Here is a 26993-nt window from a genome sequence, read left to right on the forward strand (position 1 = left end):
CAGAGAGAAAAAGGATGAGTTGAAGTACTATCAACTCATCCTTTTTCTCTCTGCTGTTAAGCCTGGAAACCTGGACTCAATGGGGTAAGAAGAATAACTCGAGAAAGAACAGGACGCCAAAAATGTAGACCAGAGGATGAACGAGACGCCATTTGCCAACGATCACTTTGAGCAAGGGGTAGCTGATAAAACCAAACGCCAGGCCAGTTGCAATACTAGAGGTCAGAGGCATCATCAAAATGACGATAAAGGCAGGAAAGGCCTCATCAAATGAGCTCCAATCAATGTGGCGCACATGTCCAACCATTAAAGAACCAACGATAATCAGCGAGGGCCCGGTAATCGCTGCAACTCCGGAGACAGAGCTCACCAACGGGCTAAAAAATGCAAAGATAAGAAAAAGTATTGCCACAACAAAGGCTGTAACCCCTGTCCTCCCGCCCGCTGCCACACCTGCCGCAGACTCTATATACGCCGATGTTGGACTGGTTCCAAACATTGATCCAACCAGCGTCCCCAATGAATCAGCAAATAATGTCTGCTCGATCCGTGGTAGCTTATTGTTCCTCATTAAGCCAGCCTGCTCTCCTACGGCAATGACAGTCCCCGTTGTATCGAATAGGGTCACAAGCAAAAATGAAAAGACGACTCCATAGAGCCCATAATTAATCACATCCGCTATAGCACTCACTGGATTATAGACAAGTACCCCTTCAGGTAATAGTGGAGCCGAGGCAACACCTTTTGTAAAAGATAGCAGACCTGTAAAGTAAGCCATGGCTCCCGTTATCACCATCCCCAGGAATAATGCCCCACTGATATGCAGTGCCATTAAAATCAAAGTTATTAAAAGACCAACCAGGGCGAGTATCGTTCCAGGGGCATGCATGTTACCTAAAGCGACGAGATTGCTTGGATTGGCCTGCACAATCCCTGTCATACGCAGACCAATAAAGGCAATAAAAAGCCCGATACCAACCGATATTGAGTAACGTAAATTGCCAGGAATGGCGTCGAGAAGCATCGAACGCAAAGGCGTGAGGGAGATCAGGACAAAGAGAATACCGGAGATGAAAACTGCTGAAAAAGCCGTTCGGTAGCTTAGACCAGGATGAGCTAAAACAACTGAATAGGTAAAGAAGGCGTTCAGACCCATCGCTGGTGCTACTGCAATGGGATAGTTTGCAAAGATCGCCATGATCAATGTCCCAACGACGGTTGCAATTATTGTCGCAGTAAAGGCCTGTGTAAAAGGGACTCTGGCCTCCGACAAAATAAGCGGGTTAACGACCATAATATAGGCCATGGTAAAAAAGGTGGTCAGCCCTGCAATAATCTCTCGCCGCAGAAATGGTGTCAGCGTTTTGTTTTCACTCTCTATCACGACATTCCTCTCCATCTAACCTGCTCTAAGAAGCACTACCTGTACAGTTCACCTGTGCGCTATACCTCGTCTCTCCATTTAGCCCGGCTTCCAGAGCCAGACCAGAAGCACTACATTTATAGTCCATCTATACACTATAAATATACATAATGATCGAACAGGAATGCAAATAGGAAGAGAGATTAAAAAGTGCCCAGGGTTTGACTATCCTGAAGAGGGGCCCCGTCTAAAAAAGGAGAGCGTTGTCATATTGACAGACCGAAGAATGGCGCTTAAGGTCCTGAAGGAAAGGATAAAGCTGAAAGGCGTACACAGTAGCTAAAACATCTTACGTTTTAATCTGCTTAAGCTCGTAATTTTTTGTGGTACGTATTGATGTGCCAGAGCTCATGCATCCCAATTTGGGTATAAAGCTTATGAGCATTGTGGTTCTCAGAACTGCCTTCTAATTGTACAGAGAGATAGCCACGTTGAAAAAAAACATTGAACGTATGGAGAAGTAGAGCCCTGGCAATTCCCTGCCGTCGCCAGGGGGGACGAATAAAGAGCTGATCAATGAAGCCTGAGCCCTCATCCTGGCGGCCATCACAAAGGGCCGCTCCAACAAACTGATCATCCTGCCAGACGAGAAAAATCAGAGAAGGGTCAGTATCTTTCTCTGGAAAAAGAAAACCAGGCCAGATCTCGCGTAAAGCTGTCCTTAACAAAACAGTATCTTCTCGCGGGCAAAAGGTACGTACACCCACTGCTGAAGGCCACTGAGGAAGGGGGGGCGATTGAGAAAGCTGATATTCCATGCGCCAGGCTCCCCCAGAAGAGAACTGATAGCCACGATCAACAAAAAAAGTTAGCAAGGCACGATCAGTAAGATCAAGATCAACAGCAAGCGAGCTTGCAAAGGATGCATTGCGCGTCTGTTCTTCAGCCAGCTGGCAGAGCGCTGTACGAATACCCCAGCCCCAATACATGGATGGAACATGGAGCACAATACCCATAGTTTGAGGAGCCCGCTGCCAGAGATACATGATACCGCAGAGATTGCCATCTGGTAGAATAGCCAGCCAGCAATCGATAAATGGATTCACATCACAATCCAGCCAGAGCTCCTGAACGGCCTGTTCAGGCATATCAAGCAAGGATGCAACTGCTGCCAATTGTGAAACATCCCAGAGTTGAAGAGAATAATCACCGATCATTTTTATTGTTCTCCCTATCAGTAATCTCTTCTCTCTTCATCAAGAGCCGCAAAGAAGAGCCAGGAACGGCAAAGAAGAGCGCCAGGGCAAGGCCAAAGAACAGGGAGACAGGTGTATTAAACCAGGCCAGGCCAAAACAAATCAGATAGAGAAGAGGGCCAAAAGCAAATTGGCGATTAATCGATCTCACGAGATGCATATTCACATGCTTACCCAATAAGCGCCCCTGGTAGGAGGCATAACGCCACAGAATATTGAAAGCGCTCGCCATTAAGAGGAAAGTGCCAGCATAGATAATTGCAGCTGTATGAAGATCAAATCGAAGAAGATATTCAGCTAGAAGCTCTGTTGGGACAGGAATAAACACAATAATCAATAACAAAACCAGATTGATCATTATGAGAGAGGTATCTGTGCGCTTAATAAGCGTAAACACGCGATGGTGATTAAGCCACATAATACCAATGGTAAAAAAGCTGGTAACAAAGGCGGCCAGCGTTGGCCATTGTGTAAAGAGAGCCTTCCAGAGATTGGCATCACTGAGTAGCTTATCTGGTTCTGGAACTTTAATATTGAGTACCAACAATGTAATGGCGACAGCGAAAACTCCATCACTAAAAGCTTCTAGCCGTCCAGTCTCTTTCTCATCCACGCCAAATTCCTCGTGCTCTCATAAAACATCTCTAGCAGGCCCGCTCGTAGACCCACCAGGCTTGAATAGTCCATCGAAATAGGGAGTATATTTCTATAGTATACCTCAAAAGGCACTTCTCTTCTTGTCTGCTTTGAACCATTGGAATACGTTTTGTGTATGATAGCGCAAAAGGACCTAACCTGATCAACCAGACTCAGGAATAAAGAGGACATAAGAGTCCTTCTACACAAAACAAATCGCAGCCAGTAGAGACAGGAGAAAATAGGATGGCAATCCAGGAGATCTTTGACGAAGAAAAGCTTCAAACTTTAGAAAAACTTATCTCGCAGACTCCAGCAAAAAAAATCTTTTTGCCACATGAAGGGCTCTTTATTCTCCGGCTCATTCAGGGTGGTTTGATGGCAGGTCATGGCTCTCAGAAACTGTTTGGCTGGTTTGGTGGAGCTGGACTAAAGGGCACAACTGGATGGCTCGAATCGATTGGCTTAAAGCCTGGAGATCTCTGGGCGATCGCAGCTGGTGGCTCAGAATTTGGAGGTGGTGTGCTGACAGCATTGGGGCTTTTCCACCCGCTTGGAGAGATTGGCGTTATCTCATCTATGGTGATGGCAGCCAATAAAGCACACTGGAAATTACCCATCTGGGCCAATGCAGGCGGACCTGAATTACCCTTGATGTATGCCCTGGTCTCCCTGGCCTTAATGATTACAGGACCAGGCAAATACTCACTTGATCGAGCACTTGGCATTAAACTTCCACCGTGGTTTGTGCTAACAGCCATTACAGTAGCCAGCATTGCGACTGCTTACGGTATTCAGAGCAGACCCACAATAGCCACTCCCAGCACCAGTCTCAGTGAACAGGGAGAGATATAGGGTAGGGAGTCTCAACAGAGCCCACCAGAACCGTTGGTGGCGAGCTAATCTTCCATACTATTGTAGAGAAGCGAGGCAAAACCACCAGCAGCGCTCTCTTGTCCAGAGACGCTGCTCACCAATGTGCTCTCTATCCAACCAGAACGAGAGCATACATAAAAGAGCGTGCAGGCATCTAGCGCCTGAGATGATGGAACCAATGGGACATAGTCTCTTTACGATCGAGGCGAAAATGTCTGCGCAGGAGAATATCCGCCAGAATCACCAGAATAATCGCAGCAACTGGCACAGCGAACTGAATCCAGGGCAACTTCAAGATCAAAGAATTGAGGAGATCATCACCTAAAAGAATCTGCGAGGCAGCCCAGGCGAGAACCAGGCAGGCAACATCGAGAAGCCAGGGGAGACGGCCAATAAGTTCAGCGACAATCGCACTACCAATCAAAACCAGGATGATGCTAAACAGGAGGCCAATAACGAGAAATGGAAGCGCTCCATTAGCTAACGCGCCTACAGCCAGCACATTATCGAGGCTCATCGTCGCGTCCGCCACAAGAATAGTTACAATTGAGGAAAGAAAGCTAGGCGAGACGCTTCGAGGAAAGATCACCGATGGCATCTGACCAGAAGAGGCTGCCTTACCAGCCGTCAACGTGCGAAAATGCTCTTGACTCCGCTCCAACAGAAGGCGAACAGCAATATAAAGAAGGATGGCTCCGCCAATAATCCCAAGAAAGGGAAGCTGCAGCAAAAATGTAGCGGCAATTGCAAACAGAATGCGTAAGATAATCGCCCCACCTCCACCAATAGCAATTGCCCATAATCGTTGAGAACGTGGCAATTTTGAAGCAGCGGCACCAATTACCAGTGCATTATCTCCACTGAGCACCAGATCGACAAAAATGATGCCTCCTATAGCGGCAAACCAATCTAACATAAACAAAAATCCCTTCCAATAACCAGTTTTGTCCTCTGTGTAAAGAGAGCCTGTTATAACAAACGCAGACAAAAATCAAATATCAAAAAGAGGGTGGCGGGAGGCCACCCTCTTCCAAACACGCCCGCTTACTCTTAAACGGTTGCAGCCGGTGCATTGCTACTGAATAGTGCATCCAACGTATGTCTTCTCACACGATAGCCGCAACGTTTTCCACTATGAGGAAGGGCCACCGCATCCAGAGCACCAGACTTTATCCAACGGCGTACAGTTGTATCATCAACACGTAGGTGGCGTGCAACTTCACGAACAGTTAACAGATCACCACTTGAGTCTACCATTTCCTGCTCTTCGCCCATTTCAGATTGTTTACGACGAGCCATACATGTCCTCCTTTGATATTGGACAAATAGGGCGATCCCCTGACAACACTAATGAACGCACTACGACCAAAACATCCTCAGTTTGACTAAAACGACTACATGTGATGTTCTCTGTAGGATTTCTACATTAAAAATCATACCACAATCATCTATATAGTCGCCAATTCAACTGATAAAATCAAGACGTATAAAAGAATGCGTTAGGGTAAAGAATCACTTGTAGTCAGCAGATCTATATATGAGGTGAGAGATAAATGATGTAGTTTAAGCTGATTAGAAGTCTCGTAACTCCACTAAAGATTACATTAAGTCATAATAATGAGGTAAAAAGGAACGGTATGGGAAGATACACGAATGGAGAGGGGCTCGCCATGAGCAGATCAAGATAGTACTGCTAGATAAAAGATTGACACATAGAGACCCATTTCGTTAGAATCTCAGCAAGAGCTATCGCATTACCATACAAACGACTCTTCTTGAAAAGGGAAACAGTACCCCGGCAATCAGTGGGGGTTGAGCATTCCCACACCCTTTCGGGCGTTAGAGTTTCCCCCCTATGCCTGAAGGCAGGGGTATCCACCATTGGAGATTCTGATGAACGACCATCCGCTGCACTCCTATATAGGAAACTATCGCCTGTTACATCTGTTAGGAAAAAGCGATTTTTCGGCAGTTTATTTAGGCGAGCAGATCGACGACCAGACACAGGTGGCAATTAAGATAGTCCCAGGCGCGACGGATGAACAAGAAGTTGAAAAATTTCTCGCCCAGGTCTCCACTTTTATGCAGTTGCAACATCCTTATATTATGCCCATTCGGGAATGTGGTCTGGATGAACAGGGGGCATTTCTCGTTATGGATTATGCGGCAGGTGGAAACCTGCGGCAGCGCCATCCCCGAGGTGATCGAGTCCAGCTTGAGATCATCCTTTCTTATGTTAAACAGCTCACGGCTGCACTACAATTTATTCATGATGAAGGCTTTGTCCATCGCGATATCAAACCACATAATATGCTGCTGAGCGCCAATGGCACCGTATTGCTGAGCGACTTTGGAGCCGCCGTTACGTCTGTGACGCTTGATCCCAGCCATACCTACGATTTTGAAGGAACAGTTCTTTATACAGCCCCAGAACAATTACATGGCCGCCCACGCCGCAGAACGGATCAATATGCGCTGGCAGTTGTAATCTATGAATGGCTCTCTGGTGAGCGGTTATTTACAGGAACATTTCATGAGATCGCTCATCAACACCTCTTTATTACACCTCCCTCTTTTCAAGAGCGCGGCATCCCTTATCCAGCAAATATCGAACAGGTCATACAAAGGGCACTTCAGAAAGATCCTGACAAACGTTTTGCTAGCGTCAAGCTCTTTGCAGAGGAGCTTGAATGGTCGTATAAAGTAGCCCAGGCCCGAGGTACGTTGCCAGCGCCTTCTGAGAAGCCACAAGAGTCTCCCCCTTCTATTGAACATTCGCCTGCACAAAAAGGTCAATTCAGGTCACCTTTAGCCTTTCGCAAAGAGAGTCGCTCCTGATCCCCAGGCAGGCGCTTTGCACATCTCTTTTCAGGCAGATACGTCATTTTTTTATGAGGACAAGGCCTGACAATTTCATTTCGTCAGACCTTTCCTCTCACTACCATTCCTCTCGACCAGGAGAGGGATGCTAAGGCATTGATTTATCCTCTACAATAGCCTGAAGGCCTTCCATTGCAATGTTATCAGCCTCTGAAGTAACCCAATTCTCATTCTTCTGTGGTCCTACGCAGGTGGGGCAGGGATAGAGCGCGCCATCAGGTTTTAAACGATAGGTAAAACCTGGCACAGGAGCAGGTAAGAATAGTCCATCATTGGCAGTGGCAAGTTTATGTAATTCTGCCGCAATGTCGCTCCAACGATTGTTAAAAACTTTATTCGCCAAATGTACAGCAGGCAGCATATGGAATTGCCGTGTCTCCTTCATGCTCTGATCAATATACCCCTCATGCAAGCCTTGAAAATCGCCTAAGAGAAGGCGGTAATAGAAGCCACCATGGACACGATCATGTAAGGGAGAGTTCACCAATGCATCCAGCATCTCTTTCGCCAGTTGTACATAGGAATCGGTTTTTGTATAGAGGCCTGTGCGTAATAGCTCCTCAATCTCCTGTCCATTCTCCCCCATTCGGGCTTGAGGATCATAGACATGATTAGAGCCAAAACGGGGATCGGACAGGACATAAACGCGAGCAAAGAGATGGTACTTAGGGTTAAAGGAGCTGTTAATGACACTTTGTACTTCGCGTTTGCCAACACTAACCCAGTCTGGGCGATGAAAACGGACTCCAGCATCGGTCAGGGCCAGCCCCAGCTCGAGATCACCATCGACACGATAACCATCTTGCAGAGGAATATTGCCATGGCCAGCGACTGTATTAGTCAGGCCATGATGTACTCCCAGGACAGGATCGGTAGCATTATACTGTGCCTGAGCCCAGTTTTGCAGGGTATTATTCCAATAACCAGGATCATCACTATACATGCCCATCCGCAGAATCGTAAAGTAGAGCCATCCTTTCGATTGGGTCGTTGCCCCCCATTCACGCTGCACAGTCGGCAATATGCGCGCAATATAACCATTGAGAGACGAATCGCTGGGATGGCGAGCGCGATACCAATAGAGGTTCTCCAAATCGCGCAGATCATTCAATACATCATGTCGTGTCGAATGACCTCGCACATCACACATATCATCGCTACAATTCACCTTTGAGGGATCATCACGCCGCCAATTGATCAGAATACCATGATACGTTGTATCCCAACCATTTGTATTTTCATCAATGAGAATCTGCTTTACAATCGAATCTTCGCTAGCCATGGTTTCTGTATTTTGCGGAGAAACCGTCTGCGCCCCTTGAGGGGAGACCGTAGCTGTCTTTTTCGGCGCTACAATCTCTTCACTTTCAGGAGATGTAAAATGAGGCTGCGTAAAATACGCAAATGTAAACACAATACTGACAATCAGAATAGAAGCAGCAAGCAAGCTGAGTTGGAAACGCCATGTAAAGCGGAAACGTCGCGGCCTCCGTGGTCTGGGTAGCTCTTGCTGAGGTGGAATCTCATGAGTTTGTTGCATTTTTCATCCTTCCCTCTCCATGTTTCTTCACCCATAGATAGGCAGCATACTCAACCAGATTAGTACACACCTAGTATAATCGGCGCATGAGATTTATTCTGACAGCAAAGTAGAGGATATTTTTGATGTCCATAGCTTATAAACACTCTCTAATAAGTCAGACAAAACGCGGATACAGATGTTATTTCTACACTATACCCTCCAATACGTCGCCTCTACACAAGATTTGCACTGGCCAATTTACGGCGTTAAGGCCGCGAAACAGAGGATAGGCAAGCAAATTGGCTAGAGACTGAAGCAGATTAGCATTCCTAACCCGTAACCTATAATGAGGACCAGAGAACTATTGCATAGACAGATCATCTTACGATCTATAAATACAGATATGAGGAAATTTTTATGATTGAAAAGCTCTTAACCAGCGCGGTTAAAAGTCATGATACTACTGATCGAGAGCGTCTAATCCAACAAATGATCCATTTTCCAGAGGATGTCTTTCGTCTATTACGAAAACAGTTTGTGGTCCTTGATGAGATGAGGCAGGCAATCTTAATGAAGGTACTGCGGCAAATGAGCCTCCAAAAAAAAGTAGAGGCGCTTCCTCACCTGATAGAGATCATTCAGAAGCCAGACCATCCAGGGTGGAGCGAAGCGGTTAATATATTAATTGAGGTAGGCCCCAATCTCGTCGTACCATACTTTATTAATACGTTGCTAACCTATTCCAATCATAATCAGGAAAATAAGCAAGAGGCTCCACTAAGAGGAATATGTTGCATGCTGCGCCTTAAGAAAGTGGATAGCGAATACGCTCGTCGCTGTGCGCCGACAATTAATTATTTACTCATACGATTAGAGAATATTAATGATCCTGAAAGTGGTCCGGAGCTTCATTTCCTGCTAGATGTTATTGAGAAAGCCCGGATCGACCTCACTTATATCATACCGAATCTTATCGTGCTGGCACAACTATATCGTGGAAATCATATTGGTGCACGAGCTCGACAACTTATTGAACAGTATCAACGGGAAGACAAAAACGATTATTCATTCTACCTCAACTAATGCATCCATTTTCTGATCACAAAAAAGTGCCAGATAAATGCATACACATTCATCTGGCAGGTAAAGCAGACTACTTAAGCATGACTTACAATGGTAACTGTAGTGCTGGTATCAGCCACCTCTACATTAGAGCTGAAGCGCATCAGCGTCAGAGTAAATGTTTTCGGAGCAGAGGTGTTCAGATTTGGGTTAATCACGATCGGAACAGTTAGACTCTGATCGCCTGGATTAAACGTCAAAGTCGTCACTGGCAGAGCAATATAATCTTTATCTGAACCTGAAATTGCTGTACCATCGACCGTATTTACCTTCAAGGTAACCGTCTGACCATTCTCAATAGGAGTATCCAAAGAGACAATAATCTGAGCCAGAGATGGGGAGGTCGTATTCTGGAATACCGTTATATCATATCCAGTGGCCGCATACAGCCCCAACTGACTGATCAACGTAGCTCGCCCGGCATTATCGCCTAATACAGCATTTGTAATTCCATGAAGATTGAGGTAAAAGTACGTCCCAGTCCCATGAATGCTACTACCATTTACGGTGACAGGAACAGTTTTACTCATCTCACCTGGATTAAAGGTAACACTCCCACTGGCCTGATTATAGTAACCACCCGAGACAGTGGCGGAGCCATCATGAGTTGCATATCCCACAGTAACGGGCAAGGAACTTGCAGTACTCAATGTGAGAGTAAAATTCGCTGTACTTGTACCAGTGCTCGAAAGCACCAATGACAGATCGGAAATGTAGACTGCCGGCAAGGGTGGAGCGCCTCCGTTAATGATCGTTACCATCGCCTGAGCATCACCAATTTGAGCGTTTGAGGAAGGAGTAGTCAGGTTCATGACAAACGTTTTATTTCCACTGCCAACTTTATTCACCGGAACTGAAAGATTTTTCGTTGTCTCCCCGCTATTAAAAGTCAGTGTAGTTGGCTGCACAGCAGTATAATCGGTACCCGCTTTAGCAGTTCCGTCAGCACTGGCGACCACTACCGAGACAGTCTCGCCGCTTGCAGGGGCAGAGGAAAGGGTAACAGGAATAGTTTCAGTGGCCTTTCCCCCCGAAACATCGACAGCTGCATCGGCAATATAGACAGAATATGGCCCCTGGCGCTGCACCAGCCAGACCTTTGCAGTATTATCGCCCAGAATAGCATTCTTTGGACTGGAGAGCGTGACTGAGAAATCAATCAAACCACTACGACTGGTATGAGCATGAACGGTAATGGGAATTGTCTTACTGGTATCGCCAGGATTAAAGGTTAACGAGCCACTTGCAGCCGTATAATCACCATTGGCAACCGTCGCCGATCCATCCTTCGTCGTATAATTGACCGTAATTGGCGAGGTACTGGGAGCTGTTAAGGTAACAGGCAGATTAGCAATAACCGTATTAGCGGTAGGCTGCGCTACTGTGACATCACCTATATACAGAGTGGGCAGGATAGGATTCGCTACTGCTGCCACACCTTTCGCATTAAAGGTGACAGTCTTGACCCCTGAACCATCATCACTATTCAGTGACCAGCTATCAGTCTGAGCTCCTTTTGCAGCAGGCTTAAAAAGGACATTCTCGGTGAAAGAAATTCCTGGCGCAACGGCGGTCCCCTCTGGTAAATTGGTTAAGGCCGTAAAGCCAACCCCAGCAATAGGTAACTTTGAGCGCGTGATTGTAATCGTACTGCCACCAGTATTCTTGACGGTAAAAGTTGCCAGTCCATTGCCACCAATAGGCACATCTCCAAGATCAATCGTAGCAGGCGTCACCTGTAAATTTCCAGGCGTACCAGCAGTTCCAGAGATAGGAACAGTAGCCGTACCACCAGTTGTCACAAGAGTCAAAGCATCTGTAAACGAGCCTGTAATGGTTGGGGCAAAGGTCAATGTGACTGTGACACTGGCATTAGGAGCCAGAGTTGAGTTTACGGCAGGCAGACCGCTAACCGAAAAAGGATCTTTTGGCAGCGTCTCCTGAGAGATTGTAATAGAGCTGGCACCACTATTGGTAAACGTTGTTGTTGCAGTGACGGGTGTACCACCTGCGGCGACCCCTCCAAAACTAATGGGAGATGGAGAAACAGTAATCATCCCGGTTGACGATTCGCCTGTGCCAGATACAGCAAAACTAAATTTCCCTGCCGATGTCGTCACTGTAATATTCGCTCCAACCAGACCATCTGTCGTTGGAGTAAAGGTAATTGGAATATCCAATGTTGCCCCGGAGGTAAGCGATGCTGGCAGAGCAGGAGTTGGGGTTCCAACACGAAAAACAGTATTGTTAGAAGCCAGAGCAGAGACGGAAAGGTTAGAATTAGCCGTTAATGTTAACTTCCCCTGGGCGCTTTTTCCAACAACAACCGTTCCTAAATCAAGCGAGCCACCAGTCAAAGGTGTATTTACGGGTGCACCAAAGCCTAGAACATGGCCATCGCGTGTTCCAACAAAGATCCTGTTTCCATCAACACCTGGAGAAGAAAACTTGCTCGAAGTGCCAATTGATACACTATAGCGCAGATTTAAGGTTCCATTCACCGGAACAGGATCGTATGCACGCAACTGAGCTCCTGATCCTGTACCATCAGCGGACCAGATCACCCAGACCAGGGCAGATCCAGAGTTTGTGCCAGATGACGTAATCACAGGAGAACCTGACCCAAAACCAAAGGTATCCGAAGTAGAGGCTACCAGACCCAACGTCGGCTTGCCAGATCCATCCAGTCCATAGTGATATGCCTTTAATTTTCCGCTGCCACCACCTCCTTGTGCAGTAGTGGTATATATATAGCCACCATCGCCAGGCCAGACACTGGGCTTACTCCACAGACCCCCATTAGGTCCTAGAATATTAATTACAGCATCAGCCCCACTTGGACCCTGACCACGCCCACCCATATTGTCAGCATTCAGCATATACAGTCGACCTTGTTTGCCAGCTTCAAGCAATATATGTGGATAAGTTGATGTTCCAAAGTACTGCGAAGGCAGTTCCATAGGAGCCCCGGAACCTAGATCAGAATCGTTCGCATTCAAAGTATCTGAATCATAGGGTGAAAAAAAATCGGTAGCCTTTAATGAGCCATCAGACTGCACATTCAAACGGGTCACAGCCTGGGCCAATTGACCTGGAGGATTCTTGCCCGGCCCAATCGGAGGAACCACACCATTTCCGGTAGCGAAGATAATCTGTCCTACCCCATCTGAGACCAGACCCCCGCCAGACTGCCAGATACCACCACCCGGGCCCAACGTATTTGGAAGCGTAGTACCAGCCTCAGTAGTCCACAATGCCTTTAATTGCCCACTGGTCGAAACTCCAACCACCCATCCTTCATAAGGTTTACGATCACAATGGCCCCCAAAAGCAGCATAAACGACACCATTCATAAGCAACAGACCAGGCCGCTGCAACTGATCCCTTGAATTGAAGCTATGCGTAGGATCGTTAGATGCAATTCCCTGGATTAAAACCGGAAATCCAGCTTGCTCCTCCCCCGTCGCCACGCTCACAGCATGCATATAGATGGAAACAGCACCAGAAGACCCATTCGTATATGACTTCGAGGTGAAATAGGCTACATTCGTCGCTGAATCAATGACCGGAGTCCCGGTAATACCAACCAGAGGCGAAAGATCGGAACAGGTCACATCTGATGGATTAAAAGGGGTTCCCAGATTCCGTGTCCACAGTTGAGCACCCGTCGCAGCATTCAAACCATAAATGTTATTGGTTTCAGTCGCCACAAAGACGACTCCATTCGCAACCAGTGGCTGAGCATAAACCTGACCATTCACGCTCGCATTGAACAACTGGCCAAACGTCCCACCACTTACTAAACCAGGCGTCAAACCAGTCTGATCAGGATACCAACTGGTACGAAGAGCATCCTTTGAAACAGTATCAGAATCTGCTCTTACATGCTGAAGAGATGCATTCAAGATCACCAGACCAGCAATTATTGGAACAAAAACAATCAGAGCACTCAAGGCCATACGCCACCATTTATGCCGCCGCCCTTGCTTAAACACAACTGCAATTCTCATGAGAAGACGCCAGAGATTCATACGGTTTTTACCTCGTGCATGTCATAACATGCATTATTTACATATTTGCATTCGCAAAATCAATGATATATGGTGATCCACCCAATCTACAGGCAAGTCCATACAGAGGCAGACCGAAAATTGGGGTTCGCCTGAGCCTGCATAAATCCAATCCCTTTACACAGACAGCAGGATAAAAGTCTCTCTACAGGATAAGTTCCCCACCTCCTTCACAACATCCAGGTTACCAGAAATACAAGTTTTATCCCTTTGCAAAATTTCTCGATACTATCAATGCATTCAAAGAGATTATAATGCATATATAAATTTTTTAATGCTTAATTATTGTTGAGATGTGGTGACGATAGAGCATCAAATAAGCACTCCCGGTGTAGATTTCTACATTTAATACACAAGAATATGTATTACCATGCACTTTTATGCGTCAGACAACCTGTGAAGTAAAAAATATGGTAAAAGGGGCGGTTCAAACGCCGCAAATTGACAAATGGGGATCAGGTTTTATATGCTAAAACCAATGATGTATGCCAATTCTTTTATAAAACAGGGAGAGACTACCAATGCTTTCACACCGCTTTGAAGAAGCTATCATCTATGCCATACAATTGCATGCACAGCAAAAACGCAAAGGGTCCGAAACTCCTTATATCGCGCATCTTCTAGCTGTTACCAGTATTGTTTTGGAGCAGGGGGGAAATGAGGATGAAGCCATTGCGGCATTGCTTCATGATGCGATAGAAGATCAAGGTGGTGAGACGATACGTCTGGAGATCCAACAACGCTTTGGCGAAACAGTAGCGGACATTGTCAGTGGCTGCACTAATCCTCTTATTCGCCCATGGAGAGCGTGTAAAGAGGTGTATATCGACCATCTACGGACGGCTTCACCTTCCGTCAGATTAGTCGCATCTGCAGACAAGCTACATAATGCACGCTCGATTCTTCAGGATTATCATCAGATTGGTGAGGAGCTCTGGGCACGCTTCACAGGCGGTAAAGAAGGAGTGCTCTGGTATTATCGTAGCGTAACAGATACACTTCTATCCCAGAATATAACTCCATTAGGAATAGAGTTAAACCGCGTAGTTACTGAAATCGAACATGTTGCCAGGACGTACGAACAATAGCGTTCTCTCTTTGATAAGCAAAAGGTAAAGCTGCCACTGCCTCTATTTGTGTCGTAGACTGAGGAGAAGAAATGCAGCAGAACAGGCTTACAAAGAGGACCATTATTGTACGGTTACAGTCAAGTTCATACCTGGATGAATAGTACAGTAGATATTGAAATTGCCCGCCGTATTAAACGGTCCAACTGTATGAGCCTCACCGCTTGCATTCACCGTAAAATTTACAGAAGGTGCGCCCGGCTCTTGTGTTTTTACTTGCTGAGAACCATCCCATTTCCCATTAATAATAATGTGTTGGGAAGCAACACTATCAATCAGATCCAGGCTATTGCCCTTTTTGATGGTAATTGTTGGTTTCAGAAAATTGGTTGCGCCCATCTCAACCTTAGGGTTTTGAGGAATGTTATTTGAATCAATGATCCTACAAGCTGAAACAAGCATCGTCAGTAACATACAGATTCCCAACAAGCTGAAGATTTTCTTTTCGATAGACATACCTGTAAACCTCCACACATACCGAGACACAAAACAAACAACACCCACCATCAGTATTATACAAGACACAAGGGAGAGTCGCCTGGACCTTTTCGCTCTAGCCCCCACTTTAATGTGAGCTCTATCCTCCCGATGAGATCAACAAATGGATGAGAGGACATAGAGAGAACAAAGACGAAAAGGGAAGAAGAAGACAGGCCCTTCCCTGTTCTATTAGAAAGGTCTAGCGCCACCAGAGATAGGAGCGCAGAACCTCATCTGTATGTTCAAGCGTATGTTGATATGTTTTAGTGACTACCCATGCAAGTGAGCGTGGGCCCCAGACGGCTTCACGCACCTCTTGCCAACTCTCTTCTGGCAACGTTCCCAATAAAGCAATCTGCTGCTCCCGTAACGCTTTAAACTCAGCAACCATAGTAGCAAAATCGCCAGCTTCGCCATTCTGCCAGGCCAATTCTTCCTTAGCAGCATCCTCTTCGGGTGTACCAGCAATAGGACAATCAGCCCCAACCCACTGGAGAATACTCGGTAGACCCAGGCGTCGCTCATAATCTACCAGATGAAAAAGGAGACGGGCAACAGGCCAGCGGTTCTCACGAGGCGCGAGATAAAGTCTTGCCTCAGAGATAAGCTGAGTAGCCCACAAAAACTCATCCATGCTCACCTGCAAGCGCTCCTGAAACCTCTGTGTAAGATGCACCATAATACGATCCTCACATCATGAAAAAGATAACTACGCATAGCATAGAGTAATTTCAAGTGTGTATGCAAACTAGAAGTGTCTGTTATACGCACATTCAATGAGCCTACAAGTAAAAATTTTGCTTTTCAAGAAAAGAAACCTTTATCTCTTTTTTTGTTACTATTGTTTAGTACCCCATTCTGAAGAGAAGAAATGAAATGGTCAATGAAGGAAAACTTATCTGATGAATTATTAGCTATGAATTATTTTGCGACGTATCAGAACAAGACCTCTTCATCAATTTTGGCCTTCTCCAACGTGGACAAGGGCAATCCTGGATTGCGGATGTAACACTGGAAATCGTTAAAGATGCATCACAGACATAATAATCTCAACAAATAAGGCATTCAGTACAGTCGGCGTGATACGATATGATAGAGAGAGTGAAGCGGCAAACTAGCTCAAAAAAACGATGGTTCTTCAAAAATTGTAAAAAGGTAAAGTAATCATGCATGAGAATCAATTCGCGCCGACAGGTGCACCTCAACCGCCAGTAAGAAGTCTGCGTGAGAGAGTCGGCCTGGTAATAGATGGAACCCAGGCTCAGGCAGCAGTAAAAGCTATCGTGGAAGCAGAGGCGGCAGGAGTGAGGCAGGTCTGGTCGATACAGGCTCCAACGACACCAGATACCCTGACAACATTCGCAGCCGCCGCTGTTCAGACGAAGACAATTCGCCTGGGCACAGCCATTGTACCAACCTATCCACGCCATCCGCTTACGCTTGCGATGCAGGTCCTCTCCATCTACGATCTCGCACCTGATCGCTTGCGCCTGGGAGTTGGTCCCAGCCATAAGCCAATGATTGAAGGCGTCTATGGTCTCCACATGACACCTCCAATCGAACACCTCCGAGAGTATGTAGGGATACTCCGCGCACTCTTATGGGAAGGTAAGATTGATCATCACAGCAACAATTACAACATTGTCGCCTCTCTACCGCGTACTGCTCGCGTACCTATCCTGATCTCAGCTCTACGCGAAAATGCCTATCAGCTAGCTGGCGAGATCTCAGATGGAGCCATTCCCTGGCTCTGTCCGATCCCCTATCTCTTAAAAACGGCCCTGCCAGCCCTACAGAGAGGAGCAGCCAATCGCAATCGTCCCACACCGCCAATCGTGGCACATGTCCTTGCAGCCGCCAGTTCAGACAGAGCAGCCGTCCTGGCAGCCACACGCAAACAGATTGCATTCTATGGTACATTGCCATTTTATGCCCACATGTTTGCAGACGCGGGTTTCCCTGTGAGCGAACAGGGCGTTATGTCTGACGATCTTGTCAATAGTCTCGTCATTTCTGGAACAGAGGAACAGATTGCAGCCAGGTTCAAGGAGATTCTCTCACAAGGGCTTGAAGAGCTTCTTGTCCTACCAGTGCCCGTCTCCAATCCCGAACAAGAACGTACCCGGCTTGCACAACTGATTGGACGCCTGGATAGCATTACAGGGGTCTAGTTCTTTCGACCAACCCAATCTACAAGTCAGTTGGTCGAACCAGATCAGATGGACAGACAGCCTCAGTCAGAAAACGGCGAAAAGTACTCTGACGATCATCCTGTCTGATCCAGGGCTTGATCAACTGCTTGCTATAGTAATAAGTAAAAATGCAAGGAGCGAGAAACGGATTTTTGAGACAATCGAGATTAACCAATGCCTGATATTTCTGCATATATTGTTGAACCTCTTCATCCGAGCGCCCCTCCTGTAAGAGGAGGGCAGCATTACAGCCTACTCCCTTCAGAATATCCTGCGCCTGCCAGATTTTAACAATATTCTCCATCTCCGTATTCAATCCCAGAACAGGATAGATATGCTTTGCCAGCCACTGCTCAATCTCGCCGGGAGCAAAGATCATCTCCCAACTCAACATCGCAATACCCTGGCTAATAACGCTCTGTGGGCTCAGTCTCAGATGGAAACATTGCTCAAACTGCCCTTGCTCACGATAGAGAAGCTGCTCTTTAAGCACAGCTTCCGTATGCCGTCCAGGATAACCATCGTAACAGAGCGTAGCAAGCAAACGTGGAAGATCAGGAATAAAATACTTATTAATCTCAATGCGCGAGCGATAATTTCCCAGATAATGATACGCCCGCTCCTTCTCTTCTACCAGACGGAGATGCAGACGTTCTTCAACTGGCAAGGGCCACAATGCTCGCGTTCGTTGGCGAATCGTGATCTGCATATATTCTAAGAGCTGATTTAGCTGTGCAATATGCTGAGTTGGCAACTGGTGAGCCCGTCTCCATTCAAGCAAGCGTTGACCAAGACTGCCTTTGCCAGGAAGGGCCTGCTCATAGAGAGAGAAAGCCTCATCAAAACGCTCATCGGGCACCCACTCCACAGAAATATCTAATAATCCCTGAACTTCTTCATGCAAGGACAGAGTCTCACCATTGAGCCTGCGTGCCAGTGTAGCCATAGCTTTCACCTGCTTCTGCAAGAAAGCTAAACGCTGTGGAGCAAAGGGCAATGTTTGCAGCTCCTGCTCCAAAATGTGAGCCTGCTGAACCAGTTCAGATGGGAGTGCAAAAGGAGCCAGTTCCTTCAATTCAGCTGGTCCATAATACGCATCAACAAAAGCACATTCGCCCTGGGATGCCTGCCTAACCAGGCGATCAAAAGAGAAAGCAAGCCTGGCATAATGTTGCTCCCATGAACTATTCATAGACACGTCCTTTCAAGCATACGGATAGCACAGTATGCGGCCAAGTAATAGAGGGAAACTCTGCTTTATATCAATAACGATTAGTAGGAGAATTAGTATTTACAACTTAGAAGACATATTGATAAATATGGACTTTTTATACACAATAGAAAAGAGTCTTTTGCAATTACAGACTTAATTGCAAAAGACTTGCTCATTTGAAGCAGGCAGTTCAATCACATTGCCGTTAGTAATATTGACGCTGGTATAGTAAGCTGTAAGGTGAATGGTACGCAAACGATCAGTACAGGTTACATAGACAGAGCCCTCATTGCGGTCGCTAATATGGCCATTATTCTGATCTCCCTGTAGCGCAGTATATCCACTTACACCACTAAAAGAGACTGTACCTAAAGTTGTATTAAAGTCAGCCTGTGAGAAATCTGAACTTCCAAAATGCTTAAAAGCCTCTGTAAAAGCTGTAGCGGCGTCATAAGCCAGGATTGTATGTGGAGGGAACAATGTTTGCGATGGGATTGAATTAGCAAGATATGGAAGTGGAAATTGATTCTTTAAATACTGCTGCACGAATGCAGAGTCTGCGGGAACGGGAGAGGTAAAGATCGTTGAATAGATTGGTGCATAGGCGAAGTGAGTGGTACCATCAATATCATAAAGCCCATCTCCACCCATGACCGTCAGGGTACTTGCCTGATCGCGCAGGTTATTGCGAATCTCAAACTCTAGATTATCCAGGTCAGCATTGTAGCCAGGAAAAAAGATATAGCTAGCATGATCCTGTAGCAGCGCCCGACGTACAGCAGCTTGAATGGAGGCTGTATTGCCATTTTTATAGCTCTCATGAACAAGATTGACTTTATCTGCACAGGAAAGATGATTGCTAAAGGCAAATTGGAGGCTATGGCTATAGACATCTGCATCATCGCTAAAAATTGCCAGGGTTGGCCACTGACCATGCAACAAATGGTTGCAGAAAAACTGTCCAAGCACCAGTCCCTGACTGGTATCAGGTGAAGCAATACGATAGAAATTTCCATTATTCGAGAGAGTAGTGGCGGAAGCAGAAGGAGAAATAATAGGTAATAACGCAGTCTGCGGCAGTTTTGCTCGTTCGGCTAAGGCTTCTTTAGATTGCTGACTATAGGGAAAGCCAATAATGCCTCTCAAATGACCATCCGTATGCGCAAATTGAGCCAGCTGGTGCACAATAATTGGCAATGAGTAGCAGTCCGAACACTGGCTTACCAGACCACTATTCTCATTCGCAGTTTCAGATGTCCCCAGATTCGCAATCACCAGACAGAGTTGGAAGGTTGGATGCTGACTATTATATTTCTGCTGCGCCAGAACAGCTCCGCGCAGATCTTGAAGGCCCACATTAGCAGAGCTATAAGGGTTCTCAACCGTACGGCTCAACATAGTAACCACGGCCAGTGTGATGTGAGGAGATGAGCAGGCACGCTTATTCTGGGCAAAAATCAACTTCTCAATCTGCTTCTCACTCTCATTCAGACTGGTCTGATCAAAAGGACCAGCACTCCCATCCTTGATAAGACCAACCTGTACCCCATTCGGAAGCATCGTCATTCCCAACCCGGAGCTACAAGAGATCCACCATGAAGCCTGCCAGTTTAAGCAGATCGTGTCATTGATATTCCCAGCAAGCACACTTCTTGAGCGACTCAACGTCGTTACGCCAAGGGTCAATAACAACACAAGTGCTACACAAACATTCAAAAAGAGTTGGCTATGCCGCTTTAAACCCCGGCTTGCAAGATGTGCAAAGAGCAATTTAAAGAGATCCACAACCCACGCTAGAGGCTTTTCAACAAATTCAATAATTTTATTAGAGACTGGCTCAAACGTTCCCACAGTAAATAAAGCTAACAAGCCGGTTATAAATGAAAAGGCGATCTGATTTCCACTACAGATCAACAAAAAAACAATTAAAATAATAAAAGTAATAAAACGAACATTTGTATGATGATGCTTCTTTTGCTCATCTTCAGAACCATCTTGATCAATCTGCGGAGTATCTTCCTGTATCATTACATCCTCCCAGTATATATACCAATAGAGCATTCTCTTTAGACATAGTTCTCGCTCTATTTGACCATGCCTTAAAAGAAATAATAAAGACTCGCTTCCAGATAGAAGGCCCGATAACCAAAAATAAGTATCTTACATTAGAGACGTTTTAGAGACGTTTTTTTGAAGGTGATTATAACAGAGAGACGCTCGACTAGCCTGAATTTTTAGACGAACTCTTTTATGAAAGTCTACTCGTCTACTCAGCGCAAACAAGAAGACTAGTCTACCCAGATAACACCTAGACGAAAGGGACACAACCATCGTCATAATCGTTAGAAGGCATGACAACTGACCCATTGGTTGGGTAGACTAGAGCAGACTATATTTTGATGCGAAGACTCATAGGGATGCTCAATCTATCTAAGCAACGATTCGGTCATTAGAAGGAGGCTGGTATGACTATTAGAGCAGCAAGGGTCGAGGATGCCCCAATAGCAGCTGACTTAATCAGGAGATCATTGGGAGATATGTGGGGGAGTTCGGCGGCAGATCGGCAAGCGGGCAATCACTGGCTAAGAGCTTTATTTGTGCTCCCCAGGAACCGCTATAGCTATCAACACATATTAGTAGCTGAGCAAGAGCAACAGATTACAGGGTTAATCCTCAGCTTCGCGGGCAAGGATGAGGATGAGATCAACCGTACCACAGAAAGACAGGTGGTCGAACATCTTCATCGATCAGCCTTCTCACTCGTTCGAGAATCAGCTCCAGACGAATGGTGCATCGAAGCCCTGGCTGTAGAACCAGACTGGACTCATCAGGGAATCGGTACCCAGCTCCTACAAGCAGCCGAACAACTGGCCATGAAGGAGAACTATACGAAAGCATCGCTACGGGTGGAGGACGAGAACCAGCCAGCTCTCAGTCTCTATCATCGCCTGGGATATCAAACGTTAAAAGAAGTCACTCACTATGGTCATCACTATCTCTACCTCCAGAAGCAGCTGGTGCCAGTACCAGAAGCGTAGAACCTAATAACAAAAAGCAGACGCTCACCAGCGTCTGGCGAGCGTCTGCTTTTTGTTGTTGTCGGTTAGTCATAATGAGACATTCCACACCATCCTTTCCTCCAAATGCAGAGGCCGATGCCTATCCCATCGTCTTGCTAGCACAACAGGTCAACAGGTCTAGCACTTCATATACTAGCTATAGGGATAAACAAATTTCGGAAGAAGAAGACCTACAGAGTGCCACAGATTAATATGAGCAGCTGTGCTAAGAAGTACAAATGCAATCACAAGCAATGTCAATAAAGCAACAACGATCAGAGCAAACATTTGGCGGTTGCGAAGTGCAATGTTCATGGATGAATTTCCTTTCTGTGTTGAAAAACTGTTGTGCAAATTGCTAAGTTCAGATTATTACGCTGGGTAAAAATGAATCTGAATTACGAACTGTCAGACTAAAATATTGATTAAAGTACCAGAGAGATCTAAACACCCAATGCAGAATCAACTGAATTAAATATTACTTTTTCTTCAGAAGCTTCATTCTTTGCCTCATGTCTCTCATCACTTTTACTTTCTGCCTAAAATATACATCATCAAAGAGCAAAAAAAAGCCTATTTTATCCATGTTTCTAAAGATATGATCCGCAGTTGCTGGCAATAAACAATCCTATCTTACTAGGACTTTTGCAGAATTAGGAAAGGAGGAAACCAACTTGGTTTGTGAGGATGAATTTGAGGTGGATATCTCAAAAATTAGAGAACTTTATTAAAATTTTAGGTATTTTTGTTCATAAAATTGTGCTTATTTATTTTGTTATGTATATTTATAGGCCAAACTCCGCTATCCTCATTAAAAAGATCAAACAAATGTTCAAATTTATGCTTAAAATAAATCTCTTAACATTTAATTTTTGCATTATTCAAAATTTGTAAGTTAATATTCGAATAACGTAAAAATTTTTATATTATTATCATATCAAAAAATATTGTGTTTTGCTAATATAACATTTAATTGAAGTGAATCTAATTCTGCTTTACAATCAATAAATATTTGTTTAGCTTCTATTAGAAAATTGCTTCCTTTAACGAAATCTTTACTAGATAATTCACTATTTTCTAGTAAAATTTCCCCATATTTAAATAACACGCGTGCATATTCTAAGCGCATATTAATGCGACGAAAAGCGCGTATGGATTTATCAAAATAATTGTAAGATTGATCAAGTTGATTTATACTTGCAAAAGTACAACCAAGAGCAGCTTGAGACTTAGCAATTAGCCAAATTAATTCGGATTGTTGAGCTTCTTCTAAAGCATTTAATGCCTGCTGATGAGCAATTACAAAATCTTCACGTATCAACAATACTTGTACCAGATTGAGCCTAGATTCTGCTCTTGTTTCTACCTCTATCCCTTTTAAGGCCAAAACATGTTTAAGTGTACTAAAAGCTCTGCTTAAGTTTTTTAGTCTTTCCTTCTCTTCAATTCCTTCTGTTTTATCAAGTGCTAAAGCTAATCTAAATTTGCCTAATGTCATATAAGCTAATCCAATACATGGACTAACTTTAGTAGCTCTTGCCATTTTTAAAGCACTCTTTAAAGCAGAAACAGCCTGGGGGAATTTTCTCTGTTCTTGTAACACGGTTGCAAGAGAAGAATTCAGCATACTTTGAAAAATAGGATCTTGTACACTCTCTGCTAAAGAAATAGCTTTCTCCATTTCTTTCTCAGCTTCGTACAATTCGCCTAAACGCATATCTAAGATTCCCAAATTACCAATTGCAAAAGAAGAAAGAGGAATTTCACCTATACGTTCAGCAATGCTTAGAGAACGTCGTAGGGCTGCTTGAGCTTGCGAATATTGAGCAGTTCTTAAATACAGATCCCCTAAATTACAGCTTACAATAGCAATTTCTCTTGAACAATCATATTGTTCAAATATTTCTAGCGCTTTATTGAGATGAGGAAGAGCATCGCTACATTTACCTCCTGTTGCTTCAATGTTACTTAGTAAAACATGTACACGACCAATCTCAACAGGATCACCAAGTAATGTTCTTTCAGCAGACGTATATTTATGCTTATTTTTTTCTGCAAGCTTTTTTTCATTAATAACTTTCTCTAAAACAGATAAAGCTTCATTAGCCATAGGGCGTGCAAGAGTATAATCTCCTTCACGCCAAATTACATAACTTTGCTGTAATAATAATCTTCCTTTAGCAGAAATGGAGGTATCTTTAAAATTATTCAGAATCTTTTCACTACTTTCCAAATATTTTTTTGCACTCGCCATATCCCCACCATTGTAGTAACACTGTCCAATCTCGCATAACAGAATAGATTGAACTTGTGCTTCTTGAGAGAGATCAATCAAAGAATCCTGAGAGCTATAATAAATACGGTGATCTAAAGATTTCTGATAAAAAATTCGAGCTTTTTCATACTTCCCTTGGACTCTAATGCATTCACCTAAATGTTCCAATATATATGCTCTTCTTTGCCATTCCTCAGAGTTATCAGGAATATGTTCAAGTGCAACATTATAATAATACTCAGCATCTTCATAGGAACACAGATCTAAAGAACGATTGGCAGCTAACTCTGCAAAATGAGCAATCTGTTCAGAGCTTTCACCGCCTTTTATTAAATGACTTGTAATCTCTGCAGCCACTTCTTCTTCTTTACCTTTGTAGAGTTTTTTGAGGACGTCGGCGGCTTTGCGGTGCTGGCGGGCGCGGCGGGCGGCAGAGAGGCCATCATAGAGGTGACTGGCCAGGAGAGGATGCCAGAAGCTATAGGTGATACGGGTGCCAGTCCCTTCTTCAGTGAGCATACCGGATCGGAGACCTTCTTCCAGGAGATCGAGGACCAGGTCTTCGTCGCTACCATGACTGGAGCTACCAGCTTCCATGGCGCTGATGATATTGAAGTCAAACGAGCCACCAAGAACGGCGGCATTGCTGAGAAGCTTGTAACAAGGCTGGCTCAGGCGTGCAAGACGGAGATCCAGAACGGCGGTAATGGTCTCGGGCAGGTTGACTACTGCCTGGCTGAGCTCTTCAGCAAGAGTAGGCTGTGATCCAATAGTTCGTGCCAACTCTTCTGCAAAGAAGGGATTTCCGGCTGCTCGATCGCTAATACGGGGGACCAGTGGCTCGGGAATGTGCGAGACTTGCGAGACCAGAGAGGCAATCTGCTCATTGCTCAGACGCTCGAGTGAGACGCATTCAAGGGCATTTTCGCGCTGGAGATCGGTCATGATGGAGCGTAAAGGATGCTTAGCATCAAGCTCGTTGTCACGGCAGGTGCCTACAATAATGATTGGCAGGCCATAGATACGTCTTGCCAGATAGGCAAATAGCTCACAGCCACTGGTATCAGACCATTGCAAGTCATCCAGCACGATCAGAAGCGGCGTACTGGAACTGATGAGGGTCAGCAATTCACGGGCAGCTTCCCAGAGCCTGAGCTGCTCCTGCTCCGGTGGCAGCGAAGTAGCATAGATGGTTGGCAGCAAATATTCCTGCATCTCTGGCAAAAGAGCACTCAGAGGCTGAAAAGTCAGAGAGCGGGTCGCAACCTCCTTGCGCTGCCATGCCCCCTGCTCCATCGCTTTGCGTAGAACCTCGGTCCAGAGTCGATAAGGGATACTTCCTTCTTGTGCAAAGACGCGGCTCCAGGCAACGGCCCAACCACGTTTTTTAGCCTCACGACTGACTTCTTCAGCGAGCCGCGTCTTGCCAATCCCAACATCACCAAGCAGCAGAACACTTTGAGGGCGCCGATGAGGATCAAGCGTTGAAAGAGCCGTCCGTTTCTGGGCGGCCAGGCGATATCGCAGAGTCGTATCGGTCGTATTCACCAGAGCATTTAACAAGCCTAACTCGCGCTCACGACCAATTAAAGGACTCTGATGAGAACGGCCAATCTGGACCGCAGCAATCTCATTGGCACTCGCAATACTGCCGCGTTGAGCGAGCGAGCGGCCCTCCTCACCAGAGCGAGGCTCGGCTGGCTCTGCCTGAACAGAAGCAGCGTTCGAGCGCTTGCTTGCCCCCAGGAGAGACTCATAAATCTGCCGTGTCTCAGGTAGAGGTAAAATATGATACTCAGCCTGGAGCACCTCACGGAGGCGCTTATAGGCACGAATAGCCTCAGCTCGCCGCCCCAACTGCATCAGAAGCTTCATCAGACTCTGGACAGCAGCCTCATTCGTAGGATCAATCGACAAAAGTCTATTTAAAGGCTCAATTGCATTATTGAGAGCATCGCGCTGAATAAATAGTTCGGCCTGTTCCAGTAAAAGGCCAATCCAGCTACGCTGGAGAGTTTCACGGCGACCAAGCGTCCACTCATTCTTCGTCTCTTCAGGGAGGAAAGGGCCGCCATAGAGATTAGCTGCATCCTGAAAAAACTTCTCTTTTTCGCCTGGGTCTGCGCTGGCATGAGCGCGTTTCAAAGCCTGTTCAAAAGCGTCGGCATCGATCCAGATCTTGGGAGCATCGGCCAGCACAATCATTTCACGCTCAGTCAACAGAAGCGGGGAATTAGCCAGACGATCGCGTTGAGGCTCAAATAACTGACGCAGACTATACACAGCGCGATCCAGGCGGCCACCAGCAGCATCTGATTCGAGATCGGGCCAGAGCGCCTCCATAATCTGCTCTCGGCCAAGCCTGCGACCGGCACTGACAAGACAGCCAAGCAGAGCACGAACACGTTGATGCTGCCAGCTAGAATCGGTCACCGTCTCCCAATCATTATTCTCCTGAGGATCGCGGCGCTCCAGACGAAACTGACCCAACACATAAATACAGATAGTTGCTTGATCTCGGTCCGACGCATGAGCAGGACGAGGCTCCTGACCACCATTCATCTTCGCCTGTGCTTCAGCTGGAAGATGCTTTCCAATATATGTGCGAGTCGTTCGGCCATCCACCGTCTGATAGGCATACCAGTAAGGACCATGGCCAGTCCCCTCACGGCACTTACGACAGCGAGGCTTACCACAATAGCTCACCTGCTGGTGATACGTAACCTTGTCATTCATCGCACAATCTCCTGATCGAAAAGCATCCTTGACAAAACCCGAAATCAGAACGGAACGCGCTAACAATCGACAAAAATAGCGCCGAGAAGCGGAGATAGACCAGACGATAAAGATCACGATTAAAGTAGATCTTTAAAAGAGTTCTTCAAAATATTATATAGCATGGAAGAAAAACCATCATTATAT

At 45.7% G+C, this 26993-nt stretch carries 19 protein-coding genes; 6 read left to right on the plus strand and 13 right to left on the minus strand.

Annotation, left to right across the window (positions count from 1 at the left end):
- Positions 1-76: 76 nt before the first annotated feature.
- From EL628_RS21170 to EL628_RS21180, 3 genes are all read right to left on the minus strand, one after another.
- Positions 77-1360, minus strand: coding sequence for an NCS2 family permease (locus EL628_RS21170; protein WP_371859700.1), 1284 nt, complete (start codon positions 1358-1360; stop codon positions 77-79).
- A gap of 368 nt (positions 1361-1728) precedes the next feature.
- A complete protein-coding gene (locus tag EL628_RS21175; protein WP_126582010.1) occupies positions 1729-2580 on the minus strand; it encodes a GNAT family N-acetyltransferase in 852 nt (283 codons plus the stop codon).
- Positions 2570-3232, minus strand: a complete 663-nt coding sequence (locus EL628_RS21180) for a TMEM175 family protein (RefSeq protein ID WP_126582011.1) — start codon at positions 3230-3232, stop codon at positions 2570-2572. The genes EL628_RS21175 and EL628_RS21180 overlap by 11 nt, the downstream gene beginning before the upstream one ends.
- A 269-nt stretch (positions 3233-3501) precedes the next feature.
- On the opposite strand from EL628_RS21180, the gene EL628_RS21185 reads away from it, so the two are divergent.
- Positions 3502-4110 carry a DoxX family protein gene (locus EL628_RS21185; protein ID WP_174719972.1) on the plus strand — a complete coding sequence of 203 codons (609 nt, stop codon included), beginning with the start codon at positions 3502-3504 and terminating at the stop codon, positions 4108-4110.
- Positions 4111-4285: 175 nt separating this feature from the next.
- On the opposite strand, the gene EL628_RS21190 is transcribed toward EL628_RS21185, so the two are convergent.
- Together EL628_RS21190 and EL628_RS21195 are read right to left on the minus strand one after the other, a co-directional pair.
- Complete coding sequence (locus EL628_RS21190) at positions 4286-5047, minus strand: YjbE family putative metal transport protein (protein ID WP_126582012.1); 762 nt, start codon at positions 5045-5047, stop codon at positions 4286-4288.
- Between the two features lie 134 nt (positions 5048-5181).
- Positions 5182-5430, minus strand: coding sequence for a helix-turn-helix domain-containing protein (locus EL628_RS21195; RefSeq protein ID WP_245994349.1), 249 nt, complete (start codon positions 5428-5430; stop codon positions 5182-5184).
- Positions 5431-6024: 594 nt separating this feature from the next.
- Here EL628_RS21195 and EL628_RS21200 point away from each other — a divergent pair.
- On the plus strand, positions 6025-6969 hold the full coding sequence (locus EL628_RS21200) for a serine/threonine protein kinase (protein WP_126582013.1): 945 nt from the start codon (positions 6025-6027) through the stop codon (positions 6967-6969).
- A gap of 130 nt (positions 6970-7099) precedes the next feature.
- Here the strand turns inward: EL628_RS21200 and EL628_RS21205 are convergent, their stop codons facing one another.
- Positions 7100-8551: a hypothetical protein gene (locus tag EL628_RS21205; protein WP_126582014.1), complete on the minus strand. Its 1452-nt coding sequence runs from the start codon at positions 8549-8551 to the stop codon at positions 7100-7102.
- A gap of 399 nt (positions 8552-8950) precedes the next feature.
- Between EL628_RS21205 and EL628_RS21210 the strand changes: the two genes are divergently transcribed.
- Positions 8951-9616 carry a hypothetical protein gene (locus EL628_RS21210; protein ID WP_126582015.1) on the plus strand — a complete coding sequence of 222 codons (666 nt, stop codon included), beginning with the start codon at positions 8951-8953 and terminating at the stop codon, positions 9614-9616.
- A 74-nt stretch (positions 9617-9690) separates the two neighbouring features.
- On the opposite strand, the gene EL628_RS21215 is transcribed toward EL628_RS21210, so the two are convergent.
- Positions 9691-13686 carry a beta strand repeat-containing protein gene (locus EL628_RS21215; protein ID WP_126582016.1) on the minus strand — a complete coding sequence of 1332 codons (3996 nt, stop codon included), beginning with the start codon at positions 13684-13686 and terminating at the stop codon, positions 9691-9693.
- A gap of 560 nt (positions 13687-14246) precedes the next feature.
- Here EL628_RS21215 and EL628_RS21220 point away from each other — a divergent pair.
- The gene (locus EL628_RS21220; protein WP_126582017.1) at positions 14247-14813 is read left to right on the plus strand and encodes an HD domain-containing protein; all 567 of its coding nucleotides are present in this window, start codon (positions 14247-14249) and stop codon (positions 14811-14813) included.
- Positions 14814-14915: 102 nt separating this feature from the next.
- Here EL628_RS21220 and EL628_RS21225 read toward each other — a convergent pair whose 3' ends face one another.
- Both EL628_RS21225 and EL628_RS21230 read right to left on the minus strand, forming a co-directional pair.
- Positions 14916-15308, minus strand: a complete 393-nt coding sequence (locus EL628_RS21225; RefSeq protein WP_161975656.1) for a cupredoxin domain-containing protein — start codon at positions 15306-15308, stop codon at positions 14916-14918.
- Positions 15309-15531: 223 nt separating this feature from the next.
- Positions 15532-16011: a DinB family protein gene (locus EL628_RS21230; protein ID WP_126582019.1), complete on the minus strand. Its 480-nt coding sequence runs from the start codon at positions 16009-16011 to the stop codon at positions 15532-15534.
- Between the two features lie 487 nt (positions 16012-16498).
- Between EL628_RS21230 and EL628_RS21235 the strand changes: the two genes are divergently transcribed.
- A complete protein-coding gene (locus EL628_RS21235; protein WP_126582020.1) occupies positions 16499-17503 on the plus strand; it encodes an LLM class flavin-dependent oxidoreductase in 1005 nt (334 codons plus the stop codon).
- A gap of 19 nt (positions 17504-17522) precedes the next feature.
- Here the strand turns inward: EL628_RS21235 and EL628_RS21240 are convergent, their stop codons facing one another.
- Both EL628_RS21240 and EL628_RS21245 read right to left on the minus strand, forming a co-directional pair.
- On the minus strand, positions 17523-18716 hold the full coding sequence (locus EL628_RS21240; protein WP_126582021.1) for a hypothetical protein: 1194 nt from the start codon (positions 18714-18716) through the stop codon (positions 17523-17525).
- Positions 18717-18890: 174 nt separating this feature from the next.
- Positions 18891-20765, minus strand: a complete 1875-nt coding sequence (locus EL628_RS21245) for a type 1 periplasmic-binding domain-containing protein (protein ID WP_126582022.1) — start codon at positions 20763-20765, stop codon at positions 18891-18893.
- A 437-nt stretch (positions 20766-21202) separates the two neighbouring features.
- On the opposite strand from EL628_RS21245, the gene EL628_RS21250 reads away from it, so the two are divergent.
- Complete coding sequence (locus tag EL628_RS21250) at positions 21203-21775, plus strand: GNAT family N-acetyltransferase (RefSeq protein ID WP_126582023.1); 573 nt, start codon at positions 21203-21205, stop codon at positions 21773-21775.
- A gap of 174 nt (positions 21776-21949) precedes the next feature.
- Here the strand turns inward: EL628_RS21250 and EL628_RS29925 are convergent, their stop codons facing one another.
- Both EL628_RS29925 and EL628_RS21255 read right to left on the minus strand, forming a co-directional pair.
- Positions 21950-22111, minus strand: coding sequence for a hypothetical protein (locus tag EL628_RS29925; RefSeq protein WP_161975657.1), 162 nt, complete (start codon positions 22109-22111; stop codon positions 21950-21952).
- A 622-nt stretch (positions 22112-22733) separates the two neighbouring features.
- A complete protein-coding gene (locus EL628_RS21255) occupies positions 22734-26807 on the minus strand; it encodes a DUF6788 family protein (RefSeq protein ID WP_126582024.1) in 4074 nt (1357 codons plus the stop codon).
- Between the last annotated feature and the right edge of the window lie 186 nt (positions 26808-26993).

It is taken from the genome of Tengunoibacter tsumagoiensis (assembly GCF_003967535.1).
Lineage (GTDB): Bacteria > Chloroflexota > Ktedonobacteria > Ktedonobacterales > Ktedonobacteraceae > Tengunoibacter > Tengunoibacter tsumagoiensis.